Origin of the sequence: Gordonia paraffinivorans NBRC 108238 (assembly GCF_000344155.1) — a bacterium.
Classification (GTDB): Bacteria; Actinomycetota; Actinomycetes; order Mycobacteriales; family Mycobacteriaceae; genus Gordonia; species Gordonia paraffinivorans.
Map to the genome: position 1 here is coordinate 108392 of NZ_BAOQ01000003.1, position 21875 is coordinate 130266.

At 70.3% G+C, this 21875-nt stretch carries 14 protein-coding genes; 13 read left to right on the forward strand and 1 reads right to left on the reverse strand.

Features of this window, described 5'->3' with window-relative positions; translation table 11 throughout:
- Positions 1-24 precede the first annotated feature (24 nt).
- From GP2_RS21800 to GP2_RS02375, 4 genes are all read left to right on the forward strand, one after another.
- Positions 25-669 carry a DUF5336 domain-containing protein gene (locus GP2_RS21800; RefSeq protein ID WP_040526245.1) on the forward strand — a complete coding sequence of 215 codons (645 nt, stop codon included), beginning with the start codon at positions 25-27 and terminating at the stop codon, positions 667-669.
- Complete coding sequence (locus tag GP2_RS02365) at positions 650-1504, forward strand: class I SAM-dependent methyltransferase (protein WP_006898858.1); 855 nt, start codon at positions 650-652, stop codon at positions 1502-1504. The genes GP2_RS21800 and GP2_RS02365 overlap by 20 nt, the downstream gene beginning before the upstream one ends.
- Positions 1505-1764: 260 nt before the next feature.
- Positions 1765-3726, forward strand: coding sequence for an oxidoreductase (locus GP2_RS02370; RefSeq protein WP_006898859.1), 1962 nt, complete (start codon positions 1765-1767; stop codon positions 3724-3726).
- Between the two features lie 95 nt (positions 3727-3821).
- A complete protein-coding gene (locus GP2_RS02375; protein ID WP_006898860.1) occupies positions 3822-4676 on the forward strand; it encodes a VOC family protein in 855 nt (284 codons plus the stop codon).
- Between the two features lie 50 nt (positions 4677-4726).
- On the opposite strand, the gene GP2_RS02380 is transcribed toward GP2_RS02375, so the two are convergent.
- Complete coding sequence (locus GP2_RS02380; RefSeq protein ID WP_006898861.1) at positions 4727-8290, reverse strand: indolepyruvate ferredoxin oxidoreductase family protein; 3564 nt, start codon at positions 8288-8290, stop codon at positions 4727-4729.
- A 236-nt stretch (positions 8291-8526) separates the two neighbouring features.
- On the opposite strand from GP2_RS02380, the gene GP2_RS02385 reads away from it, so the two are divergent.
- From GP2_RS02385 to GP2_RS02425, 9 genes are all read left to right on the forward strand, one after another.
- Positions 8527-10107: a carboxyl transferase domain-containing protein gene (locus GP2_RS02385; protein ID WP_006898863.1), complete on the forward strand. Its 1581-nt coding sequence runs from the start codon at positions 8527-8529 to the stop codon at positions 10105-10107.
- A gap of 92 nt (positions 10108-10199) precedes the next feature.
- Positions 10200-12245, forward strand: coding sequence for an acetyl/propionyl/methylcrotonyl-CoA carboxylase subunit alpha (locus GP2_RS02390; protein WP_006898864.1), 2046 nt, complete (start codon positions 10200-10202; stop codon positions 12243-12245).
- Positions 12246-12293: 48 nt separating this feature from the next.
- Positions 12294-13439 (forward strand): acyl-CoA dehydrogenase family protein, encoded by a 1146-nt coding sequence (locus GP2_RS02395; RefSeq protein ID WP_006898865.1) that lies wholly within the window; start codon positions 12294-12296, stop codon positions 13437-13439.
- Complete coding sequence (locus tag GP2_RS02400; protein WP_006898866.1) at positions 13436-13951, forward strand: MaoC family dehydratase; 516 nt, start codon at positions 13436-13438, stop codon at positions 13949-13951. The genes GP2_RS02395 and GP2_RS02400 overlap by 4 nt, the downstream gene beginning before the upstream one ends.
- A 7-nt stretch (positions 13952-13958) precedes the next feature.
- Positions 13959-14873 (forward strand): HpcH/HpaI aldolase/citrate lyase family protein, encoded by a 915-nt coding sequence (locus tag GP2_RS02405; protein WP_006898867.1) that lies wholly within the window; start codon positions 13959-13961, stop codon positions 14871-14873.
- An 85-nt stretch (positions 14874-14958) separates the two neighbouring features.
- A complete protein-coding gene (locus GP2_RS02410) occupies positions 14959-16614 on the forward strand; it encodes an AMP-binding protein (protein ID WP_006898868.1) in 1656 nt (551 codons plus the stop codon).
- Positions 16611-18602: an acetoacetate--CoA ligase gene (locus tag GP2_RS02415; protein ID WP_006898869.1), complete on the forward strand. Its 1992-nt coding sequence runs from the start codon at positions 16611-16613 to the stop codon at positions 18600-18602. Before GP2_RS02410 ends, GP2_RS02415 begins: the two co-directional genes overlap by 4 nt.
- 273 nt (positions 18603-18875) lie before the next feature.
- On the forward strand, positions 18876-19979 hold the full coding sequence (locus GP2_RS02420; protein ID WP_006898870.1) for a DUF5336 domain-containing protein: 1104 nt from the start codon (positions 18876-18878) through the stop codon (positions 19977-19979).
- Positions 19980-20256: 277 nt separating this feature from the next.
- A complete protein-coding gene (locus GP2_RS02425) occupies positions 20257-21843 on the forward strand; it encodes a cell division protein PerM (RefSeq protein ID WP_040526274.1) in 1587 nt (528 codons plus the stop codon).
- Positions 21844-21875: the final 32 nt, after the last annotated feature.

The window sequence follows — 21875 nt, forward strand, 5'->3', positions numbered from 1 at the left end:
GGGAGACATCGTCAGGAGCGCGCCGTGAACCAAGCCGATCCCAGCCAGCAGGGCGGACAGTGGTCGCCGACCCCGCCGGGGGCGCCACCGGGCGGGGTCCCCGGTGGACCCGCAGGTGGACCCGGCCCCCAATGGGGCCCGTCCGGCCCGGGCGGGTACCCGACCGGCGGTTGGGGGCCGACGCCGCCGATGGCGCCGCCGGCGAGGCCCCGTCCCGAGCCCGCGGTCCTCGCCGCGCTCGGCGCCGCGGTCGCCGGGGTCGTCACCTACTTCATGGGTTTCGTCAGCTGGGTCTCGGTGTCGGCCGCGGCCGAGGAGGACATCGACCGGTGGGGGCGTGACTTCGAGGAGGGGAGCGGCGGCATCCCGGGCTTCTTCTCCTACGAGGTCGTGCTCAACCCCGGCAAGTTCTTCATCCTGCTGGGGGCGATCGGCGTCGCGACGACTTTCACGCTCGTCCCGAGATACCGGAAGGCGCTGCCGTTCCTGGCGGTGGCCGCCGTGGCCGGCTGGCTCGCCCTGTTCGCCGCCGCCCTCGTCGTGCCGCCGTTCCTCGATCTCGGCGCCGGGGCCATCGTCGGCCTGATACTCGGGTTCCTGCAGGTGGCACTGCTTCTGACGGCGTCGTTCTTGTACGGTCTCAGGAAGGATGACGTCCCACCTGCCTGACCCGCAGCGGCCGGGAATCGAGCTCCCGGCCGCGGTTCGCGACGACGACCCGCTGGTTGTCGCGCTCCGGCGCGCCGGCTGTGTGTTCGCCGAGGCGGAGGCCTCCCTCCTGCACGAGAACGCCTCGGGGCCGGACGAACTCGACGAGTGGCGTGCACGCCGTGTGGCCGGCGAGCCGCTCGAGCACATCGTGGGCCGGGTGCGGTTCGGAGACCTGTGCTTGAGCGTCGGGTCGGGTGTCTTCGTGCCGCGGCAACGCTCGCTGCTGCTGGCCGAGCATGCGGTGCGGGCGGTGAGGGAGCGCGCGAATCCGATCGTGCTCGAGGCATTCTGCGGCGTCGCGCCGATCGCCGCGACGGTGGCGGCTGCGGTGCGCGGCACGCGACTGCACGTCGCCGACATCGATGACACCGCGCTCGTGCACGCGAGACGGAATCTGCCCGACCACGCGCGGGTCCACCACGGTCCGGGCCTCGAGGGGGTGCCGACCGGGCTCCGCGGACGTCTCGACGTGATCGCGGCGGTGCCGCCCTACGTGCCGGACCCGGCCTTCGACCTCCTCGCACACGAGGCCCGTGATCACGAACCGCGGCGGGCCCTGACCGGCGGCGCCGACGGTCTCGACCATGTCACCGCACTCGTCGACGACGCACGCGAGTGGCTGTCGGGCTCAGGCGTGCTGCTCGTCGAGATGAACGTCGCCCAGTTCGGGGCGATCGCCCGCCGGGAACGAGGACGAGATCTCGACATCGACGCGATAGCGGGCGACGACGGGCAGACCGTCGTCGCGAGGCTGCGTCGACGAACGGCTTCCTCGCAGTCCGGTCGCCACTGAGCGCCCTCGGCGCGGTCCGGTCGCCACTGAGCGCCCGCGGCGCAGCCCAGTCGCCACTGAGCGCCCTCGGCGCGGTCCGGTCGCCACTGTGCGCCCTCGGCGCGTTTCGTATGTGTAAACGATCTGCTCGGATCTCTTGCACGCCCATGGGCGGTGGTGCAGACTAATTGCACACAAAAATGTATTCACTTAGCGGATCGGTGAGGTTCCCGAACCGCGAAGCCTCCTCGCGCCGAAGGCGCACAGCCCCTGGAGACCACATGCCGAGAACCGCCGCCGACTATCCGCACCTGTTCACGCCGGGTCGGATCGGAACCCTCGAGATCGACAACCGGATACTCAAGTCGCCGCAGAGCACAGCGACCTCCAACGCGGACGGTACCGTCACCGCGCGGACGGTCGAGCACTACAAGCGACTCGGGCAGGGCGGTGTCGGCCTGGTCATGATGGAGTACAGCTTCATCGACTCCGACGCGAGCAAGGCGATCCACAACCAGCTCGGCAACGCCCACCGCGAGCACACCCCGGGCCTGGGCTGGGTCGTCGACGAGGTGCACGCCACCGGAGCCCGCGTCGGCCTGCAGATCGCGCACGGCGGCCGGCAGAAGTTCCTCGGCACCGCTCCCATCAAGTCGGCCACCGACTCGTCGTGGTCGGATGTCGAGGGTCAGTACGGCGTGGTGCCGACCCCGATGACCGTCGACGAGATCGATGCGGTGGTCAGCGCGTTCGGCGACGCCGCCGCACGTGCCCATGCAGCACGCTTCGATATCGTCGAGGTGCATGCGGGGCATGGCTACCTGATCACGAATTTCCTGTCGCCGCATACAAACTGGCGCACGGATGAGTACGGCGGCAGCTTCGACAACCGCGCGCGGCTGCTGCTGCGGATCGTCGACGACATCCGGGCGAAGGTCCCCCGCGACTTCCCGCTGAGCATCCGGTTGTCGGTCACCGACTACGAGCCGGACGGCATCCCCATCGAGGAGACCGTCGAGCTGTGCCGTCGTCTCGAGGCACACGGCGTCGACGTGCTGCACTGCTCGGGCGGGCACCACGCCGGCATGGAATGGGAGGTCAGCCCCTGGTACCAGGTGCGGACTCCCCACCGGTGGGGTTGGGAGAAGATCAAGGACGCGGTCTCCATCCCGGTCATCGCGTCGGGGTCGATCGTCTCGCCCGAGACGGCCGAGGAGATCTTGGCCTCCGGCTCGGCCGACTTCGTCTCCCTCGGACGCCCGCTGCTCGCCGACCCGGACTGGGCGCGCAAGGCGAAAGCCGGTCGCGTGCTGGAGATCACGCCGTGCATCCGATGCAACGACGGCTGCCTCCATCGCGGGCTGAACAAGGGGCGGAGCGTCGGCTGCAGCGTCAATCCGAGTGTCGCCGAGGAAGGCCGGTTCCCGGTGACGGCGGCCGAGGAGTCCAGGAGGATCGCCGTGATCGGCGGCGGTCCGGCCGGGCTCCACGCCGCCGCCGTCCTGCACGACCGCGGCCACGACGTCACGCTCTACGAACCCGGTGAACTCGGCGGCCTGCTGAACCACGCGCAGGGATCGACGGTCAAGCAGGACCTCGCGGCACTGGCCCGGCACCTGATCCACGAGGTGTCGCGGCGCGACGTCCGGGTCGTCGCCCGGGCCGCGGACGCGCAGACGATCGCCGAGGGCGGATTCGACGCCGCCGTGGTGGCCACCGGCGCCCCGGACGAGTCGCCGCGGTTCCCGATCGAGGGGAGACTCCCGGTTCGCACGGCCGCGCAGGTTCGGGTGACCGATGCGCCGCGTGGCCGCGTTGTCATCGTGGGCGGTGGATTCCAGGGGTGCGAGGTCGCGCTTCGGGTGTCGGCGGCCGCGGCGACAGGCGAGGCGACCACGGTGACGATCGTCGAGTCCAACGACGGACTGCTCGCCGGCGAGGAGGTCTTCACCGACGCCGAGCGGCTGCCGCTGTTCCTGGACGCGGCCGGTGTCTCGGTCCGGTGCGGTCACACCGTCGTCGGGATCGACGACGAGGGCGTCCGCGTCGAGACGGCCGGGGGAGTGGAGACCGTTCCGGCCGACGCCGTCGTGCTCGCGCTCGGCCGGCGTCGTGCCGACTCCGCGCTCGCCGACGAACTCGAGGCCGCCGGCGTCGACGTCCGGGTCATCGGCTCCGCCCGCGAGCCGGGGCGCGTGTTCGACGCCATCCACACGGCGTTCTTCACCGCGCGGTCACTCTGACCCGATACCCCGAATCTGTACGGGTATCGGTTCGCACACAACAGAATTCCCATACCGGGCGAAACGGTGACGATGGTCATCAGGAGAGGAACAAGATGAAGATCCACGGGATCAGCTGGGTTGGTTCGCGCACGTCGAACTACCAGGCGATGCGCGACTTCGCCGCCGAGACGCTCGGTCTGGAGGTCGAGCGCGAGCAGCAGAACGCAGTCGTGTTCGGATTCCCGGACGGCTCGGCGCTCGAGGTGTTCAAGCCGACCGACGACGACCACTCGTTCTTCGAGCACCCCGTCGCGGGCCTCATCGTGGACGACGTGCGCGAGGCACGCGCCGAGCTCGAGGCCAAGGGCGTCGAGTTCATCGGCGAGGTCCACGACGGGGTCGAGGACTCGTGGGGCACCGCATGGTCGCACCTGCGCGCACCCGACGGCCACGTCTACGTCCTCATCAGCCGTCCCGCGCTCACCGAGCCGAAGAAGCCGGTCGAGACCACTCGGCGTTTCGACGAGCTGCGCATCTGCCTGAAGGTCAAGGACCTCGACGAGGCGGTGAAGGTCTATCGCGAGGGTCTCGGCATGGAGATCGTCGACGAGTGGACGCACCCGGCCGGCCAGCGCGGCGTCCTCTTCGGCGTCGTGCCCGCCGCGGTCGAGCTGTTCGACGAGGCGCAGTGGGAACTCGTCGACGACGCAGAGCTCGGCCGCCAGGTGGCCGGCGACCACGCCCTGCGCGTCGAGGTCCGCGACGTCGACGAGATCGAGGCCCTCGCGAAGGTGCTCGCCGACGTCGGCGTCTCGCGCGACGGCGAGGTCACCACGACCCCGTGGGAGCAGAACTGCCTGCGCATGAGCACCTCGGAGGGCGAGCAGCTGACCCTGTTCACCCTGCCCGCCGAGGAGCGCGTCGTGCGCGAGGAGGCCCGCTCGGTCCTGTCGGTCCGACAGGCATAGACCCCCGTCGTGGTGGGACTCCCGGGTTTCGCCGGATCATCCCCGGCTCGTCAGATCCCCATCGATTCCCGTAGACGAGCGACCTCCGCCCGGTACTTCTCGACGTTGCGCATCTTGACGCTCTCGTAGCCGCGCACCATGTCGGGAAGTCCGGCGAGTTCCACCACGGCGGGCCTTTCGGCCTCGCCGATCCGACCGTCGGCGAGGCCGGCGAGCACGGCGTCGAGAAGCTCGCGGTACTCGGCGATCAGTGCCCGCTCGGTGCGGCGGATCTCGTTGCGCCCGAACGGGTCCAGCGGGGTGCCGCGGAGCTTCTTCAGCTTCGCGAGCGTGCCGAGCGGGCGGTCGGCCCAGGCGCCGAGGGACATCTTCTCCCGCATGCCCAGCCGGCGCAGCGTCGGCGGATGCAGTCGGACGGCGACCTCGGCGTCCTCGCCGAACTGATCGGCGACCTGCGCCGCGAACGCCGGATCCTGCGTCAGCCGGGCCACCTCGTATTCGTCCTTGTACGCCATCAGCTTGTACAGGTTGCGGGCCACGGCGTCGGTGAACGCCGGGTCGCCGACCTCGCGGTGCACCCGCTCGACGACGCCGAGGTACTCGCGCGCGTACCGTTCGTCGGCGTAGGCGATCAACTCGTCGTAGCGGACGGCGACGGCGCGGGTCAGGTCCGCGTCGAGTCCGAGCCCGTCGACCATGCGCGTCGCGTGTGCGCTCGGCTCGACCTCGGTGCGTGCGGCCCCGTGCAGGTCGGCGATGGTCGCCGACACCGCATCCGGCTCCGCCACGGCCTGGCGGCCACGGCGGAACGCCTGGATGTTGGCGTCCACCGCGACGCCGTTGAGGCCGATCGCGCGCTCGATCGACTGCGCCGTCACCGCGAGTGCGCCCGCCTGGTAGGCGGCGCCGACCATGAGCATGTTCGCGTACTGCTCGTCGCCGAACAACGACGTCGACAGGGCGCCCGGGTCGAGGTAGAGCCCGCGGGCCACCTTGGCGTCGATCGCCGAGTGGATGGCGGTCTCGGCGGGGAAGCCCACCGAGGTGTCGATGACCATCAGGCCGGTGGGGACCTTTGTCGTGGAGACCACGGCGACGGTCTTCTCCGGTGCCGCGACCTTGAGGTTCACCGGATCGGTGGCGACCAGCGGATCGCAGGCGAGATACAGGTCGCAGTCGTCGCTCGCGACCTTCGCGGCCTGCTCGACGGCGTGTGGCGCGATCTTGATGTCGCTGACGACCGCGCCGCCCTTCTGCGCGAGGCCGGTCATGTCGACGGTGCGTGCGGCGTGGCCGTCGAGCACCGCGGCGGTGGCCAGCACCTGCGAGACGGTCACCACGCCGGTGCCGCCGATGCCGGTGACGCGCAGCGTGAACGTGTCGCGCACCGCCGGGATCGGCGGTTGCGGCAGGTCGGCGTCGGCGATGTCGGCGGCCCGCTTGCGGGTGCGCGCCGTTCCCGGGGTGACGGTGACGAACGACGGGCAGTCGCCCTTCAGGCACGAGAAGTCGAGGTTGCACGAACTCTGGTCGATCTGGGTCTTGCGGCCGAACTCGGTCTGCACCGGGTGGACCGACAGGCAGTTCGACTTCTCTCCGCAGTCGCCGCAGCCCTCGCAGATGCGCTCGTTGATCATCACGCGCGTGGTCGGGGTCGGCATCAGGCCGCGCTTGCGCTTGCGGCGCTTCTCGGCGGCGCAGTGCTGGTCGTGGACGAGCACCGTGACGCCCGGAACCGCGGCGAGCTCGGTTTGCACGTCGAGCAGGTCGTCGCGGTGGCGGACCTCGACGCGCTTCGGCAGGCCCAGGCCCCTGGTGCGCTTCGGGTCGTCGGAGGTCACCACGACCTTCGCGACCCCCTCGTCGAGGAGGAGCGACGTCAGGCGCGGCAGGTCCATCTCACCGACCGGGTCCTGGCCGCCGGTCATCGCGACCGTGCCGTTGTAGAGCAGCTTGTAGGTGATGTTCTCCCCGGAGGCCACCGCCGCACGCAGGGCGAGCGAGCCCGAGTGGGCGAACGTGCCGTCGCCGATGTTCTGGACGAAGTGGTCGGCGGACACGAACGGCGCCATGCCGATCCACTGCGCGCCCTCGCCGCCCATCTGGGTGACGCCGGCGATGTCGCCGACCTGGCGCGGGTCCATCAGCAACACCATTGCGTGGCAACCGATCCCCGCGCCGACGAGGGTGTTCTCGGAGACCTTGGTCGAGCTGTTGTGCGGGCACCCGGAGCAGAAGTACGGCGTGCGCACCGCGAGGGGGAGTTCGATCCTGGTGCGGCGCTGCGACTTCCGGTCGATCCAGGCCTGCGCCGCTTCGACGTGATGCCGCGCGAGGCGGGCGGCGAGGCCGCGGGTGACCGCGTCGACGTCGAGCTCGCCGAAGCGCGAGAAGAGCGTGGAGCCGTCCTCGTTGACCTTGCCCACGATCCGCGGCGCCCGCGGGTGGCGGAAGAGGATGTCGCGCATCATCGTCTCGATGAAGTCGCGCTTCTCCTCGATGACGATGACCTCGTCGAGATCGCCGCGCGCGGTGTCGAACATGAAGCGGTTCAGGATGTCGCGCTCGAGCGGGTAGACCATGCCCAGCTTCAGGATGCGGATGCCGAGCCGGCGCAGGTCGGCGTCGTCGATTCCCATGAGGCGCAGCGCCTCGCGGAGGTCGAGATAGGTCTTGCCCGCCGCGACGATGCCGATGCGGTCGTCGGGGGTGGACACGACGATCCGGTTGATGCCGTTGAGCCGCGCGTACTCGAGGGCCCGTGGGATCCGGGTGGTCAGCTGGTTCTGTTCGAGCTCCATCAGGTTGGCGCCGAGCAGTCGTCCGCTCGGGACGTGCGGGCTGCGGCCGAGATCGCCGTAGGTGGGGACGGTGCGGTCGGGGTCGACCTGGGCGGTGGACGCGCCGTCGGCCACATGCGCCGAGATCTTCAGCGACGTCCACAGGCCGCTGACGCGGCTCATGACGGCGGCGTGGACGCCGAGGTCGAGGATGTCCTGCGAATCGGCGGGGTAGAGGATCGGGATGTAGAGGTCGGCCAGCGCCATCTCGGAGGCGCAGGGCACGGTCGAGGACTTGGCGCCGGGGTCGTCGCCGACGATCGCCACCGCTCCGCCGTCCGGGTGGGTGCCGACGAGGTTGGCGTGCCGCAGCGCGTCGGTGGCGCGGTCGAGGCCGGGCGCCTTGCCGTACCAGTAGCCGACCACGCCGTCGCGGGGCCTGCCGTCGGGTCCCGGGGCCAGGTCGGCGACCTGCGCGGCGACCTGGGAGCCCATGACCGAGGTCGCGGCGAGCTCTTCGTTCAGGCCGGGGCGGTGGACGATGTCGTAGGGCGTCAGAAGGTCGCGGCGGCGGGCCAGTTCGAGGTCGTAGCCGGCGAGGGGGGAGCCCTCGTACCCGGAGATGAACGATGCGGTCTCGAGGTTCTGGCGGCGGTCGACGCGAGCGCGGTCGCGGACCATGCGCACCAGGGCCTGGATGCCGGTGAGGTAGACGGTGCCCGATTCGCGGGTGTATCGGTCCTCGAGGGAGAACCCTTCGGAGATGGGCTCTGGCCTGCGGCTTTGCGGGGTGGGCACCTGCTGGGGGCGGGCGCGGTCGTCTGCGAGGGTCATGGGGTCACCTGGCCTTCTATGTGCGGTGGTCGTCCCGGTGGTGCCGGGGTGGACGCATCGGTTGTCGCGGCCCGAGGGTGGTGGGCCTCCCACCACACTACGAGATGAAGGTGATCCGCGTCACGTCGACCGCACCGATCGGTGTCGGGAGCGCAACTTCGGCACGACCCGCGTGACACGGGCCACTGGATGCTCTACGATCACCATTCAGTTAATTCCAACTAACTGAAGGGTCGATGGTGACCAGCACGCTCGACGGCTTCCGTGCCGTGCACCAGCAGAATCTCGATCTGCTCCGCCAGCGCCTCGCGAAGGTGGCAGAAGGGGGCGGCGCCAAGGCGCGGGAACGCCACGTCTCACGCGGCAAGCTCCTCCCGCGCGACCGCGTCGACGGTCTCCTCGATGTCGGCTCCCCGTTCATCGAGGTCGCGCCGCTCGCCGCCTTCGGCATGTACGACGACAAGGCGCCGGCCGCGGGCGTGATCGCCGGCGTCGGCCGCGTGGCCGGGCGGGAATGCATGATCGTCGCCAACGACGCCACCGTGTCGGGCGGCACGTACTACCCGATCACCGTCAAGAAGCACCTGCGGGCGCAGGAGATCGCCGCGGCCAACCGGCTGCCCTGCATCTATCTCGTCGACTCCGGCGGCGCGATGCTGCTGCAGCAGGACGAGGTCTTCCCCGACCGCGACCACTTCGGCCGGATCTTCTACAACCAGGCGACCATGAGCGCCGCCGGAATCCCGCAGATCGCGGCCGTGCTCGGCTCCTCGACCGCGGGCGGCGCCTATGTCCCGGCGATGAGCGACGAGACCGTCATCGTCCGCAACCAGGGCACCATCTTCCTGGCCGGCCCGCCCCTGGTGAAGGCGGCCACCGGCGAGGACGTCTCGGCCGAGGACCTCGGCGGCGGCGCGATGCACTCGTCGGTCTCCGGCGTCACCGACCACCTCGTCGACAACGACCAGCAGGCGCTGGCCAAGGTGCGCGAGATCGTCGCGACCCTCGGCCCGCGCGAGGCGCCGCAGTGGGAGACCGTCCCCTCGCGCGACCCGCTGCGCCCGCAGACCGACATCTACGACGTGGTCCCCACCGATCCGCGCACTCCCTACGACGTGCGCGAGGTCATCGAGATCATGTGCGACGCCGGTGAATACACCGAGTTCAAGGCGAACTACGGCACCAGCCTCGTCACCGCCTTCGCCCACATCCACGGGCACCCGGTCGGCATCATCGCCAACAACGGCGTCCTGTTCAGCGAATCCGCCCTCAAGGGCGCGCATTTCATCGAACTGTGCGATCAGCGTCGCATCCCCCTGGTCTTCCTGCAGAACATCACCGGCTTCATGGTCGGCAAGGCCTACGAGCAGGGCGGCATCGCCAAGCACGGCGCCAAGATGGTCAACGCCGTCGCCTGCGCGCGCGTCCCGAAGTTCACCGTGATGATCGGCGGCTCCTTCGGCGCCGGCAACTACTCGATGTGCGGCCGCGCGTACTCGCCCCGCTTCCTGTGGATGTGGCCCAACGCCCGCATCTCGGTGATGGGCGGCTCGCAGGCCGCCGACACCCTGGCCACGGTGCGCCGCAACCAGATCGAGCGGTCGGGCGACACCTGGCCGGCCGAGGACGAGGAGGCCTTCAAGGCCCCGATCCGCGAGCAGTTCGAGCGCCAGTCCGACGCCTACTACTCGACCGCGCGGCTGTGGGACGACGGCATCGTCGACCCGGCCCAGACCCGCACGCTGCTCGGGCTCGCCCTCGAGACGGCGCGCCACGCACCCCTCGCCGACCCGCGCTACGGCGTCTTCCGGATGTGATCGCGATGGTGGAGGTACAGCAGCAGGTCGCCGAATCCCGCGATCACACCGAATCCCCCGATGCCGCAACCGATGCACGAAGGACCCCGACCGTGAGCACCAGACCCATCCGCAGTGTCCTGGTGGCGAACCGTGGTGAGATCGCCTGCCGGGTGATCGACACGCTGCGCCGCATGGGAATCCGCAGCATCGCCGTCTATTCCGACGCCGACGCGCAGGCGCGCCACGTCCGCGAGGCCGACGTCGCGGTGCGCATCGGGCCCGCCGAGGCGGCCCGGAGCTACCTCGACATCGAGGCGGTGGTGGACGCCGCGCGCAAGACCGGAGCGGACGCCGTCCACCCGGGCTACGGATTCCTCTCGGAGAACCAGAGATTCGCCGCGGCGCTCGCCGAGGCGGGCATCGTCTTCATCGGACCGCCCGCCGAGGCCATCGCGACCATGGGCGACAAGATCACCGCACGCGCGGCCGTGACGGCCCGCGACGTCCCGGTCGTCCCCGGTCTGTCGCGTCCCGGCCTGACCGACGAGGACCTGATCGCCGCGGCGCCCGACATCGGATTCCCGGTGCTCATCAAACCGAGCGCGGGCGGTGGCGGCAAGGGCATGCACCGCGTCGCCGAGCCCGCCGAACTGCCGGCGGCGCTGCAGCGCGCACGTCGCGAGGCCGGTGCCGCCTTCGGCGACGACGCGCTGTTCATCGAGCATTTCGTGGACACCCCGCGACACATCGAGGTCCAGGTCCTCGCCGACCGGCACGGCAACGTCGTGCACCTCGGCGAGCGCGAGTGCTCGCTGCAGCGCCGGCACCAGAAGGTCATCGAGGAGGCGCCGTCGGCGCTGCTCGACGCCGACACCCGCGCCCGGATCGGCGCGGCCGCCTGCGACGCGGCGCGCTCGGTCGGCTACACCGGCGCCGGGACGGTCGAGTTCATCGTCTCCGCGCACAGGCCCGACGAGTTCTTCTTCATGGAGATGAACACCCGGCTGCAGGTCGAGCACCCCGTCACCGAACTCGTGACCGGTATCGACCTGGTGGAGCAGCAGATCCGCGTCGCCCGCGGCGAGGAGCTCGGGTTCGCCCAGGACGACATCACGCTGACCGGGCACGCCATCGAGGCCCGCGTCTACGCCGAGGACCCGGCGCGCGGCTTCCTGCCCACCGGCGGCACCATCGAGCACCTGGTGCACCCGGACACCTCGCCGGGCAGCGGCGTCCGCGTCGACTCCGCCATGCTCGAAGGGCTGCGCGTCGGGAGCGACTACGACCCGATGCTCGCCAAGGTCATCGCCCACGGGACCGATCGGGAGGAGGCCCTCGAGCGCCTCGACCAGGCGCTGGCGCACACGCGGGTGCTCGGCGTGGTCACCAACATCGACTTCTGCCGGTTCGTGCTGAGGCAGCCGGCCGTGGTCGACGCAGACCTCGACACCGAACTGCTCGACCGGCTCGTCGCCGACTACGAGGTCGCCGAACCCTCGCCGGAGGCCCAGGTCCTCGTCGGCCTGGCCCGGATCGGGGTCCGGGACAGCGGGGACGTGTGGTCGTCGGCCGTCGGGTGGCGCATCGGCGACACCGCACCGGTGATCACCCGACTCGTCAGCGGCGGGCACCACTCCACCGTCTCGATCCGGGTCGACCACGCCGACGCGCAGGCCGTCTCCGGCCGGGCGACGGTCGCCGTCGAGGGCGTCGACGACGCCGAGCCGTGGGAGGCGGATGTCGTCTACCTGCCCGCGGGCGACGGGCAGGGGTCGGCCCGGCTCATCGTCGACGGCGTCAGCCAGTCGTGGTCGTCGGTTCTCGTCGGCGAATCCTGGTGGGTCTCCGGGCCTTCGGGCACCTGGATCCTCGACCTCGCCCGCCCCGTCCTCGACGAGGCCGCCGACGAGCGCGCCGGCGAGATCACCAGCCCGATGCCCGGGACCGTCGTCGCCGTGGCCGCCGGTTCCGGCGACGAGGTCGCCTCCGGCGCGGCGGTGGTGGTCGTCGAGGCCATGAAGATGGAACACACGCTCTCCGCGCCGATCGACGGGACCGCAGAGGTGTCGGTGAAGATCGGGGACAAGGTCGACGCCGGGCAGGTCCTCGCGGTCATCACACCCGCAGAGGCCGCCGAACCCGCGCCCGCGCGGTGATGCGCGGGCACCCCGAACCCACCGACGAGACGTAAAGGACTGCAGGACATGGAACTCACCCAGGAATACACCGACCTCATCGAGACGGTGCGCGACTTCGCGCAGTCGGTCGTGGCCCCCGTGGCCGCAAAGCACGACGAGGAGCACAGCTTCCCGTACGAGGTCGTCGACCAGATGGGCAAGATGGGACTGTTCGGCCTGCCCTTCCCCGAGGAGTACGGCGGCATGGGCGGCGACTACTTCGCCCTCGCGCTCGCGCTCGAGGAGCTCGGCAAGGTCGACCAGTCGGTCGCCATCACCCTCGAGGCCGGTGTGAGTCTCGGCGCGATGCCGATCTACAAGTTCGGCACCGAGGAGCAGAAGCAGAGGTACCTGCCCGACCTCACCGCCGGCAAGGCGCTCGCAGGGTTCGGCCTCACCGAACCGGGTGCGGGATCGGACGCCGGGGCCACCGCGACCACCGCCCGCGACGACGGCGACTCGTGGATCATCAACGGCAACAAGCAGTTCATCACCAACTCCGGCACCGACATCACCTCGCTGGTCACCGTCACCGCGGTCAGCGGGGTGAAGGAGAACGGCAAGAAGGAGATCTCGACGATCATCGTGCCCTCGGGCACACCGGGATTCACCGCCGAACCCGCCTACAACAAGGTCGGCTGGAACGCCTCGGACACCCACCCGCTCACCTTCAGCGACGTGCGGGTGCCAAAGGAGAACCTGCTCGGCGAGCGCGGCCGGGGCTACGCCAACTTCCTGTCCATCCTCGACGAGGGGCGCATCGCGATCGCGGCGCTCGCCACCGGTGCCGCGCAGGGCTGTGTCGACGAGAGCGTGAAGTACGCCAAGGAACGCCAGTCCTTCGGCAAGCCGATCGGCGAGTACCAGTCGGTGTCGTTCGCCATCGCGCGGATGGAGGCCCGCGCGCACGTGGCGCGCACCGCCTACTACGACGCGGCGGCGAAGATGCTGGCCGGCAAGCCGTTCAAGAAGGAGGCCTCGATCGCGAAGATGATCGCCAGCGAGGCCGCCATGGACAACGCGCGGACGGCGACCCAGATCCACGGCGGCTACGGCTTCATGAACGAATATCCCGTCGCGCGCCACTACCGGGACTCCAAGATCCTCGAGATCGGCGAGGGCACCACCGAGGTCCAGCTCATGCTCATCGCGCGAGAGCTGGGGTTCGCATGAGCACCGCGAGCGGCGCCGGGAACACCGCCGACAGCCCGCGCCGGGTGATCCAGCGCGGCCTGTGGTTCGAGGAGTTCGAGGAGGGCACGATCTACGAGCATCGCCCCGGACGCACCGTGACCGAGGCCGACAACGTGCTCTTCACGACGCTGACGATGAACACGCAGGCGCTGCACCTCGACGCCGCGTGGTCGGCGCAGCAGCCCGGGTTCGGCGGTCAGCGTCTCGTCAACTCGATGTTCACGCTCTCGACCATCGTCGGGTTGTCGGTGAGCCAGCTGACTCAGGGCACCCTGGTGGCCAATCTCGGCTTCTCCGAGGTCGCCTTCCCGTCACCGTTGTTCGCCGGCGACACGCTCTACGCCGAGACCGTGTGCACGGGTAAGCGCGAATCGAGGTCGCGTCCGGGGGAGGGCGTGGTGAACTTGACCCACATCGGACGCAACCAGCACGGCGAGGTCGTCGCGCGAGCCGCGCGGGCCACGTTGGTGCGCAGACAACCTACGGAGTGAGACGACGATGGTCTTCGATGCAAGCGCGGACAATTCGCTGGTGGGCGGGACGGATCGCAAGGACCCCCAACTGCTGAACGCCTGGCTCCCGTCGGGCCCGGCGCTGCTGTTCTGTCCCGCGGACCGGCCCGAGCGCTACCAGAAGGCACTCGACCGCGCCGACGTGGTGATCCTCGACCTCGAGGACGCGGTGTCGCCGGACAACCGGGCCGCGGCCCGGGAGGCGTTGGTCGCCAACCCGATCGACCCCGACCGCACCATCGTCCGCATCAACCCGGCGGGCACCGGCGACTATCGCCGCGACCTGGCCGCGGTCGCGGAGACCAACTACCGCGTCGTCATGCAGGCGAAGTCCGAGGACGTGGCGTCGATCCTCGACACCGCGCTGCAGACCATCGCGCTCATCGAGACCCCGCTCGGGGCGACCCGCGCCAACGAGATCGCCGCGACCTCCAACTGCATCGGCCTGATGTGGGGCGCCGAGGATCTCGTCGCCGGTCTCGGCGGGTCGTCGAGCCGGTTCGGCCCCGACGAGCCGCGTTCCGGCGAGTACCGCGACGTGGCCTCCTGGGTGCGCTCCATGGTGCGCATCGCAGCCGCCGCGCACGGCAAGTTCGCCATCGACTCGGTGCATCTCGACATCGACGACGTCGACGGGCTGATCGCCGAGGTCCGCGACGCCGTGGCCCTGGGGTACACCGCGACCGCCTGCATCCACCCGTCGCAGGTCGAGCACATCCGCGCCGGCTACCGACCCTCGGACGAGGCGGTCGAGTGGGCGCGCCGGGTGCTCGAGGGCGCCGCCGAACACAACGGCGGGGTCTTCAGCCTCGACGGCCAGATGATCGACGGCCCGGTGTTGCGGCAGGCGGAGGTCGTCCTCTCCCGCGTGGCCTCCGGCGAATCCACCGAGGACTCCTGAGTCCTCCGTTCCCCCAACGTATCCAGACTTCCCCGACTTCTCAGAATCCCCCACCCTCAGAATCCCCGACAGACCGGAGCACGAGATGAGCACAGACGCTCCCGCCCAGAACCTCGCACACACCCGCGGCCCCGACACCCCGCCCCTCCTCGAGGAGACGATCGGGGCGACTCTCGCGCGCACCGTCGAGCAGTACGGTGACCGGATCGCCCTCATCGACGCCGCGGCCGGCCGGCAGTGGACCTACACCGAGTTCCTCCGTGACGTCCGCGCACTGGCGGCCGGGCTCCTGCGCCTCGGCGTCGCACCGGGTGACCGGGTCGGCCTGTGGGCTCCGAACCGGTTCGAGTGGGTTCTCGCCCAGTACGCGACCGCGGAGATCGGCGCGATCCTGGTCAACGTCAACCCCGCCTACCGCCAGAACGAACTCGAGTACGCGCTGACCCAGTCGGGGACCGGCCTCGTCCTCGCGGCCGAGCGGTTCAAGGACTCCGGGTACGCGACGATGCTGGAGGAGGCCCGGCCCAAGTGCCCGGACCTGCGAGACGTGGTGCTGTTCGAGTCCCCGGAGTGGGCCGAACTCACCGCAAGGCCGTCGGAGGAGGAACTCGCCCGCGTCGCCGAGGTCGCCGCCTCGCTGTCGCCGGACGACGCGGTCAACATCCAGTACACCTCGGGCACAACGGGTTTCCCGAAGGGGGCGACGCTGTCGCACCGCAACATCGGGAACAACGGCTACCTGGTGGGCGAGCTCCTCGGCTACACCGCCGACGACCGCATCTGCATCCCGGTGCCCTTCTACCACTGCTTCGGCATGGTCATGGGCAACCTCGCCGCCACGAGCCACGGTGCGGCCATGGTGATCCCGGGCCCGGCCTTCGATCCGCGGGCCGCGCTCGACGCGGTCGAGAAGTACCGGTGCACCAGTCTCTACGGGGTGCCGACGATGTTCATCGCCGAACTGGCCCTGCTGGATTCGGCCCCGGACGGCTACCGCCCCGACCTGTCGTCGCTGCGCACCGGCATCATGGCCGGTTCGCCGTGTCCCGAGCACGTGATGCGGCAGGTGGTCGATCGCATGCACATGAGCGAGGTGTCGATCTGCTACGGCATGACCGAGACCTCGCCGGTGTCCACGCAGACCCGGGTCGACGACCCGCTGGAGCTGCGCGTGGGCACGGTCGGACGCGTGGGACCGCACCTGGAGATCAAGATCATCGATCCCACCACGGGGGAGACGCTGGGGCGCAACGAGACCGGAGAGCTGTGCACCCGCGGCTACTCGGTGATGAAGGGCTACTGGAACGACCCGGAGAAGACCGCCGAGGCGATCGACGCCGACGGCTGGATGCACACCGGGGACCTCGCCGAGATGGACGACGCTGGCTATGTGCGCATCACCGGCCGGATCAAGGACATGGTGATCCGCGGCGGCGAGAACATCTACCCGCGTGAGATCGAGGAATTCCTCTACACCCATCCCGACATCCTCGACGCGCAGGTGATCGGCGTGCCCGACGAGAAGTACGGCGAGGAGCTCATGGCATGGGTGCGCCTGCGCGACCACGCCGACGACCTCACCGCCGAGGACGTCCGCGCCTTCGCCGAGGGCAAGATCGCGCGCCACAAGATCCCGAGGTACGTCCACGTGGTCAAGGAGTTCCCGATGACCGTGACCGGCAAGGTGCGCAAGGTCGCGATGCGCGAAGAGGCCATCCATCTCATCGAGGAGCTGGGATGACCGGTGTGGTCCCGCCGGGTGACCCGGCGCCGACCCCCGACGCCGCGATCGAGCGGTTCCGCCGCCACGTCGAGGAGCGATTCGGCGTCACCGCAACCGATTACGACGCGCTCTGGTCGTGGTCGGTGCGGGAGCCCGCCCGCTTCTGGCGCGCCGTCTGGGAGTTCTTCGACCTCGACGAACTGGCCGCCGAACCCCTCGGCGAGGGCGACGAGGCCGTCCTGGCCGATGCCCGGATGCCCGGTGCCCGCTGGTTCCCCGGCGTGAAGCTCAACTACGTCGCGCAGGTCCTGCGGCACGCCGGTCTCCCGGGCGCCGCGATCGTCGGCCTCGACGAGACCGGCGCGCGCACGGAGATCGCGTGGTCGGAGCTGCCCGGGATGGTGGCCTCGCTCGCGGCGACGCTGCGCAACCTCGGCGTCGGGCCGGGGGACGTGGTGGCCGCCTACCTGCCGGACATCCCCGAGGCCGTCGTCGCCTTCCTGGCGACCGCGAGCCTCGGCGCCATCTGGTCGGGGTGCGGCCAGGACTACGCGCCGCAGGGCGCCGCCGGCCGCCTCGGGCAGCTGCGGCCGAAGGTCCTGTTCAGCGCGGCCGGTTACCGATGGGGCGGCAAGGACATCGACAAGCGGGCCGACTCCGCCGAGCTCGCCGGACTGCTCGACGGGCTGGTCGCCCACATCACGATCGGCGACGCACCCGCCGGTGCGCCGGGTGCGATCGACTTCGGCGAGGCGCTGTCGACCCCCACCGCCGAGTTCTCCCCGCTGGCGGTCGATGTCGACCACCCGCTGTGGGTCCTGTTCAGCTCCGGCACCACCGGCCGGCCCAAGGGCATCGTCCACGGTCACGGCGGGGTGGTCGTCGAACACCTGAAAGCCACTGCGCTCCATGGTGATCTGTCGTCCGACGACGTGTTCTTCTGGCAGACCGCGCTCAGCTGGATGATGTGGAACTATCAGGTCGCCGGTCTGCTGTGCGGCGCGCGGATCGTCTGCTACAGCGGATCGCCGCTGTATCCGGACGCCGATCGGCTGTGGCAGATCGTCGCCGACGAGAAGGTCACCTACTTCGGCACCTCGCCCGGTCAGCTGCAGGCGTCGCGCAAGGCCGGCCTGGAACCGGGGGATCAGCACGACCTGTCCGCGCTGCGCACCCTCGGCAGCACCGGTTCCGCCCTCGCGCCGGACCTGTTCGTCTGGGTCGACGAACACGTGAAGAAGGGGCTGCCGATCTCGTCGATCAGCGGCGGCACCGACATCGTGTCCGCGTTCGCCGGCGGGTCGACGGGCGTGCCGGTCGTGCCGGGCGAGTTGTCGGTGCGTTACCTGGGCGTCGCGCTGGAGAGCTGGTCACCCGATGGACGACCGCAGGTGGGCGAGGTCGGCGAACTCGTCGTCACCGAACCGATGCCGTCGATGCCGGTCTCCTTCTGGGACGACCCCGACGGAGCGCGCTACCGCGCAGCGTATTTCGAGCACGAGTGGCAGGGGCCGACCTCTCATCCCGACGGGCCGGTGTGGCGCCACGGCGACTGGGTGACGGTCACCGATCGCGGGTCGCTCGTCATCCACGGCCGCAGCGACGCCACGCTGAACCGGCACGGGATACGCATGGGCTCGGCGGACATCTACGAGGTCGTGGAATCGCTCGACGAGGTCGCCGAGGCATTCGTCCTCGGCGTCGACGGCCCCGACGGAAAGTACTGGATGCCGCTGTTCGTCACGCTGGTCCCCGGTGCCGTGCTCGACGACGCCCTCGAGAAGCGCATCGCGTCGGCCGTCGCCGAGCGGTTGTCCAGACGCCACGTGCCCGACGAGGTCATCGAGGCGCCCGGCATCCCGCACACGCGTACCGGCAAGAAGCTCGAGGTTCCGGTCACGGCGATCCTGGCCGGGCGCTCGGAGGTCAACGTCGACCCGAGGTCGGTCGACGACTACTCGCTGATCGAGTGGTACGCCGAGCAGGGCCGCTCTCATCGCTGGTAGGCCGCTGTCACCACCGGATCCGCGCGGACGCGTCGCGCGGCGCGTTGTGAACGGAGTTCACGCGCACCCCGTGTCGGATATGTACGGTGGGCACCGCTGAGGATTCAGCGGTGACGAATCGTGCAGATGACACGTCGGTCAGATGTACTACCGTGGGCCGGGAGTCACGCATCGGGGAGGTGCGGGCGGCCGCATGCCGGTTGCCGTGGGCGTGACCGCGTCACCGACCCGAGCCAGTTGACATGAACACGACGACCTGACCAGGAGATCGCGATGAGCTACCCATCGGGGGGCTACGGGCAGCAGCCCGAGTCCGGCCAGTCCTACGGCCAGTACGGCCAGCAGGGCTACGGCCAGCAGTACCAGCAGGGCTACGGCCAGAGCCCCCAGCAGAACTACGGCCAGCAGGGCTACGGTCAGCAGGATTACGGCCAGCAGAACTACGGCCAGCAGCAGGGTTACGGTCAGCAGGGCTACGGGCAGTACGGCTACGGCCAGCCGGCGAAGCCGCCGAGCCAGGGTCTCCCGGCGATCACCCCCACGGCGATCGCGGGCGCCATCGGCCTCCTCGGCGTCGTGATGCTGTTCTGCGGCTACCTGCCCGCCGCGAAGGCCTACGACGACTCGGTGAAGATCTTCGGCACCGAGTACGTCGCCCCGTACGCGCTCGTGGCGGTCGCCGGCTTCCTGGCGCTGTTCTCGTTGGTGCCCAACGTCAAGTCGCCGTCGGCGGTCGTCGCGGCGCTGAGCGTCCCGTCGTTCTTCATCTCGCTGTTCCTGCTCATCGAGATCGACTACGATACCGGCTCCGGTGCGATCGTGCTGCTCATCTTCTCGCTGCTGCAGGCGCTCCTCGCGATCGCGTGGCTGCTCGTCGACGCGAACATCCTCAAGGTCGCCCCCGCCGCCGGCGCGGCATCGGCCGTCACGCCGACCGCGGGCGCCGACGCGACCGCCGGCCAGCACTCGACCGGTCAGGGCACCGCACCGGCCGGTTCGTACGGCACCGGTACCGGCACCACCGGTGGCCAGGCGCAGTACGGACAGCAGTCCTCGGCGGGCTACGACCCGTCGGCCTACACCCAGAGCACGAGCGGCCAGGCCGGCTACGGCCAGCACGGCACGGGTTCTGCCCAGTCGGGTTCTGCTCAGTCGGGTTCCGCCCAGTCGGGCCAGGCGCAGGCCGGCCAGGCGACGTCGTACGGCTACGGCAGCTACACCCCGGGCCAGTACTCGGCCGGGTCCGAGAGCTCGGCGTCTGGCGGCGCCTCGGCTTCCGAGTCGGGTGCTTCCGGTGCGGGCGATGCCGGTTCGGACGCCGACAAGACGACCACCATGTTCCAGAAGCCCGAGCCGCCGCAGTCCAGCGGGAGCTGAGAGTCGACGCAGTCCAGCGGGAGCTGAGAGTCGCCGCAGTCCAGCGGAAGCTGAGAGTCGACACAGTCCAGCGGCAGCTGATCTGCACCGTGCCCCGCCGACCCCTCCGGTAGGCGGGGCACCGTCGTATCTGCCGGTCGTCGCCCGCCGGCGGGCGTTGCCGCCGGAGCCCCGGCCCGGGATGACCGGGCAGACGCCCGGTGACCTGAACCGCTTTCCGGACCGGGCCCGGCGCGTCTACGACGACCCGGGCGCCGATCGTGTCAGTCTCAAGTCGATGCCCACTTTCAGGCCCGAGTCGACCGCGGAGAACCTGGCGTCGCAGCTGCGAGCACTGCGGCGATCCCGTCGTGCCCAGCGCACCGCGGTCGAGGGCTCGGCACGGCAACTGGCCGTCGTGGCGTTCACCGTGCCCGCGCTCGCGCTGGTCACCCTCATCGTCGTCATGCTCACGGTGCTGCTGATGGCCGGCAGCGGTCTCACCGGTCTGCCGAGCGCCATCGCGTCGAGCTGGCTGGCGATCCACCAGGTGCCGGTGACCATCAGCGGCGTCACCATCGGTGTGCTGCCGCTGCTGCCGACCCTGGTCGTCGCGGTGGGCACCGCACGCCTGACGGCGCGTGCGATCGGCGGGACCACCGCACCGGCCGCGCGCTCGGCGCACGACGTCTTCGACGTCGGGGCGGTGGTGGCCTCTGCGGTCGCCGGTCCGGTGCTCATCACCGCGATGTCGCTGGCGATCGTGATGGACGGCGGGTCGGTCCTGCCGGTGCACACGCCGAACGCATTGGTGGCCTTCGCCTACACGATCGGCATCCACGCCGGCGCCGCGCTGGCGGGCGTCGTCTGGACCCGGCGGCACGATTTCGCCGCGCGGTGGGGGATGTCCTACGCCGACCGCCGCGGATTCAAGTACGGCGTCGTCGCCGTGCTCTCCCTCATGGTGGCCGGGGGGATCCTCGTGTGCCTGCGCATGATCATGGCGCACACCGAGATCGGCGAACTCATCGAGACCGGCTACGACTTCGACGGCTACCTGGGCCTCAGCGTGCTGTCGGTGCTGTACCTGCCGAACCTCATGGTCGGGGCGACCGCGGTGCTCGTCGGCTCCGACGTCCAGATCGGCGCGATGACCGTCGACCTGTTCACGGTCCGCGGCGGGGCGGTGCCGCCGGTGCCCGCGCTCGCCGTGCTGCCGGACGGAGCGGGTGCGGGGCAGTGGGGGCTGATCGGGCTCCTCGTCCCCGCGGCCATCGCGGTGTTCGTCGGATGGCGCTGCCGCGACCTCAATCCGATCGCCCACGTCCGCTCGGTCGGGGTCGCCGCAGCCGTGGCGGCGTCGGCGATGGTGGTCCTGTCGACCACCGCCGGCGGCGAGCTCGGCGAGTTCGGCGACGCCGCGATCACGGTGTCCGCGGCCGGCGTCTACACGCTCGGCTGGTTCGCCGTGACCGGCATCGTGGTGGCTCTCGTGTACGCCTTCCTCCCGTCGACCCGCGCCGCACGCGACGCGGTCGGGGACGACTACTTCGACGACCCGGACGATCTGGGATTCGAGGACGAGTACGTGATCGTCGCCGATCTCGACGAGGAGGACGAGTACCTCGAGTTCGTCGACGAGGACGCGCCGGGCCCGGAACACGACCTCTCCGATGACGCCGAGTACGAGTACGAGGACTCCGAGGACGCGGAGGCCTTCGAGGCAGATCCCTATGACTTGGCCGAGCCCGACGCGGCAGACGACGCCGACGAGGCCCTCGACTCCGAACCCGTCGTGCGTGCGGAGGCACCGGCGGACGCCGACCTCTCCGACGACGCCGACTACGACCTGTATCCGGGGACGCCGGGTGCGCGTCGGCGCTGAGCCCCACGGCGCGGGAAACCCGAGCACCGGGT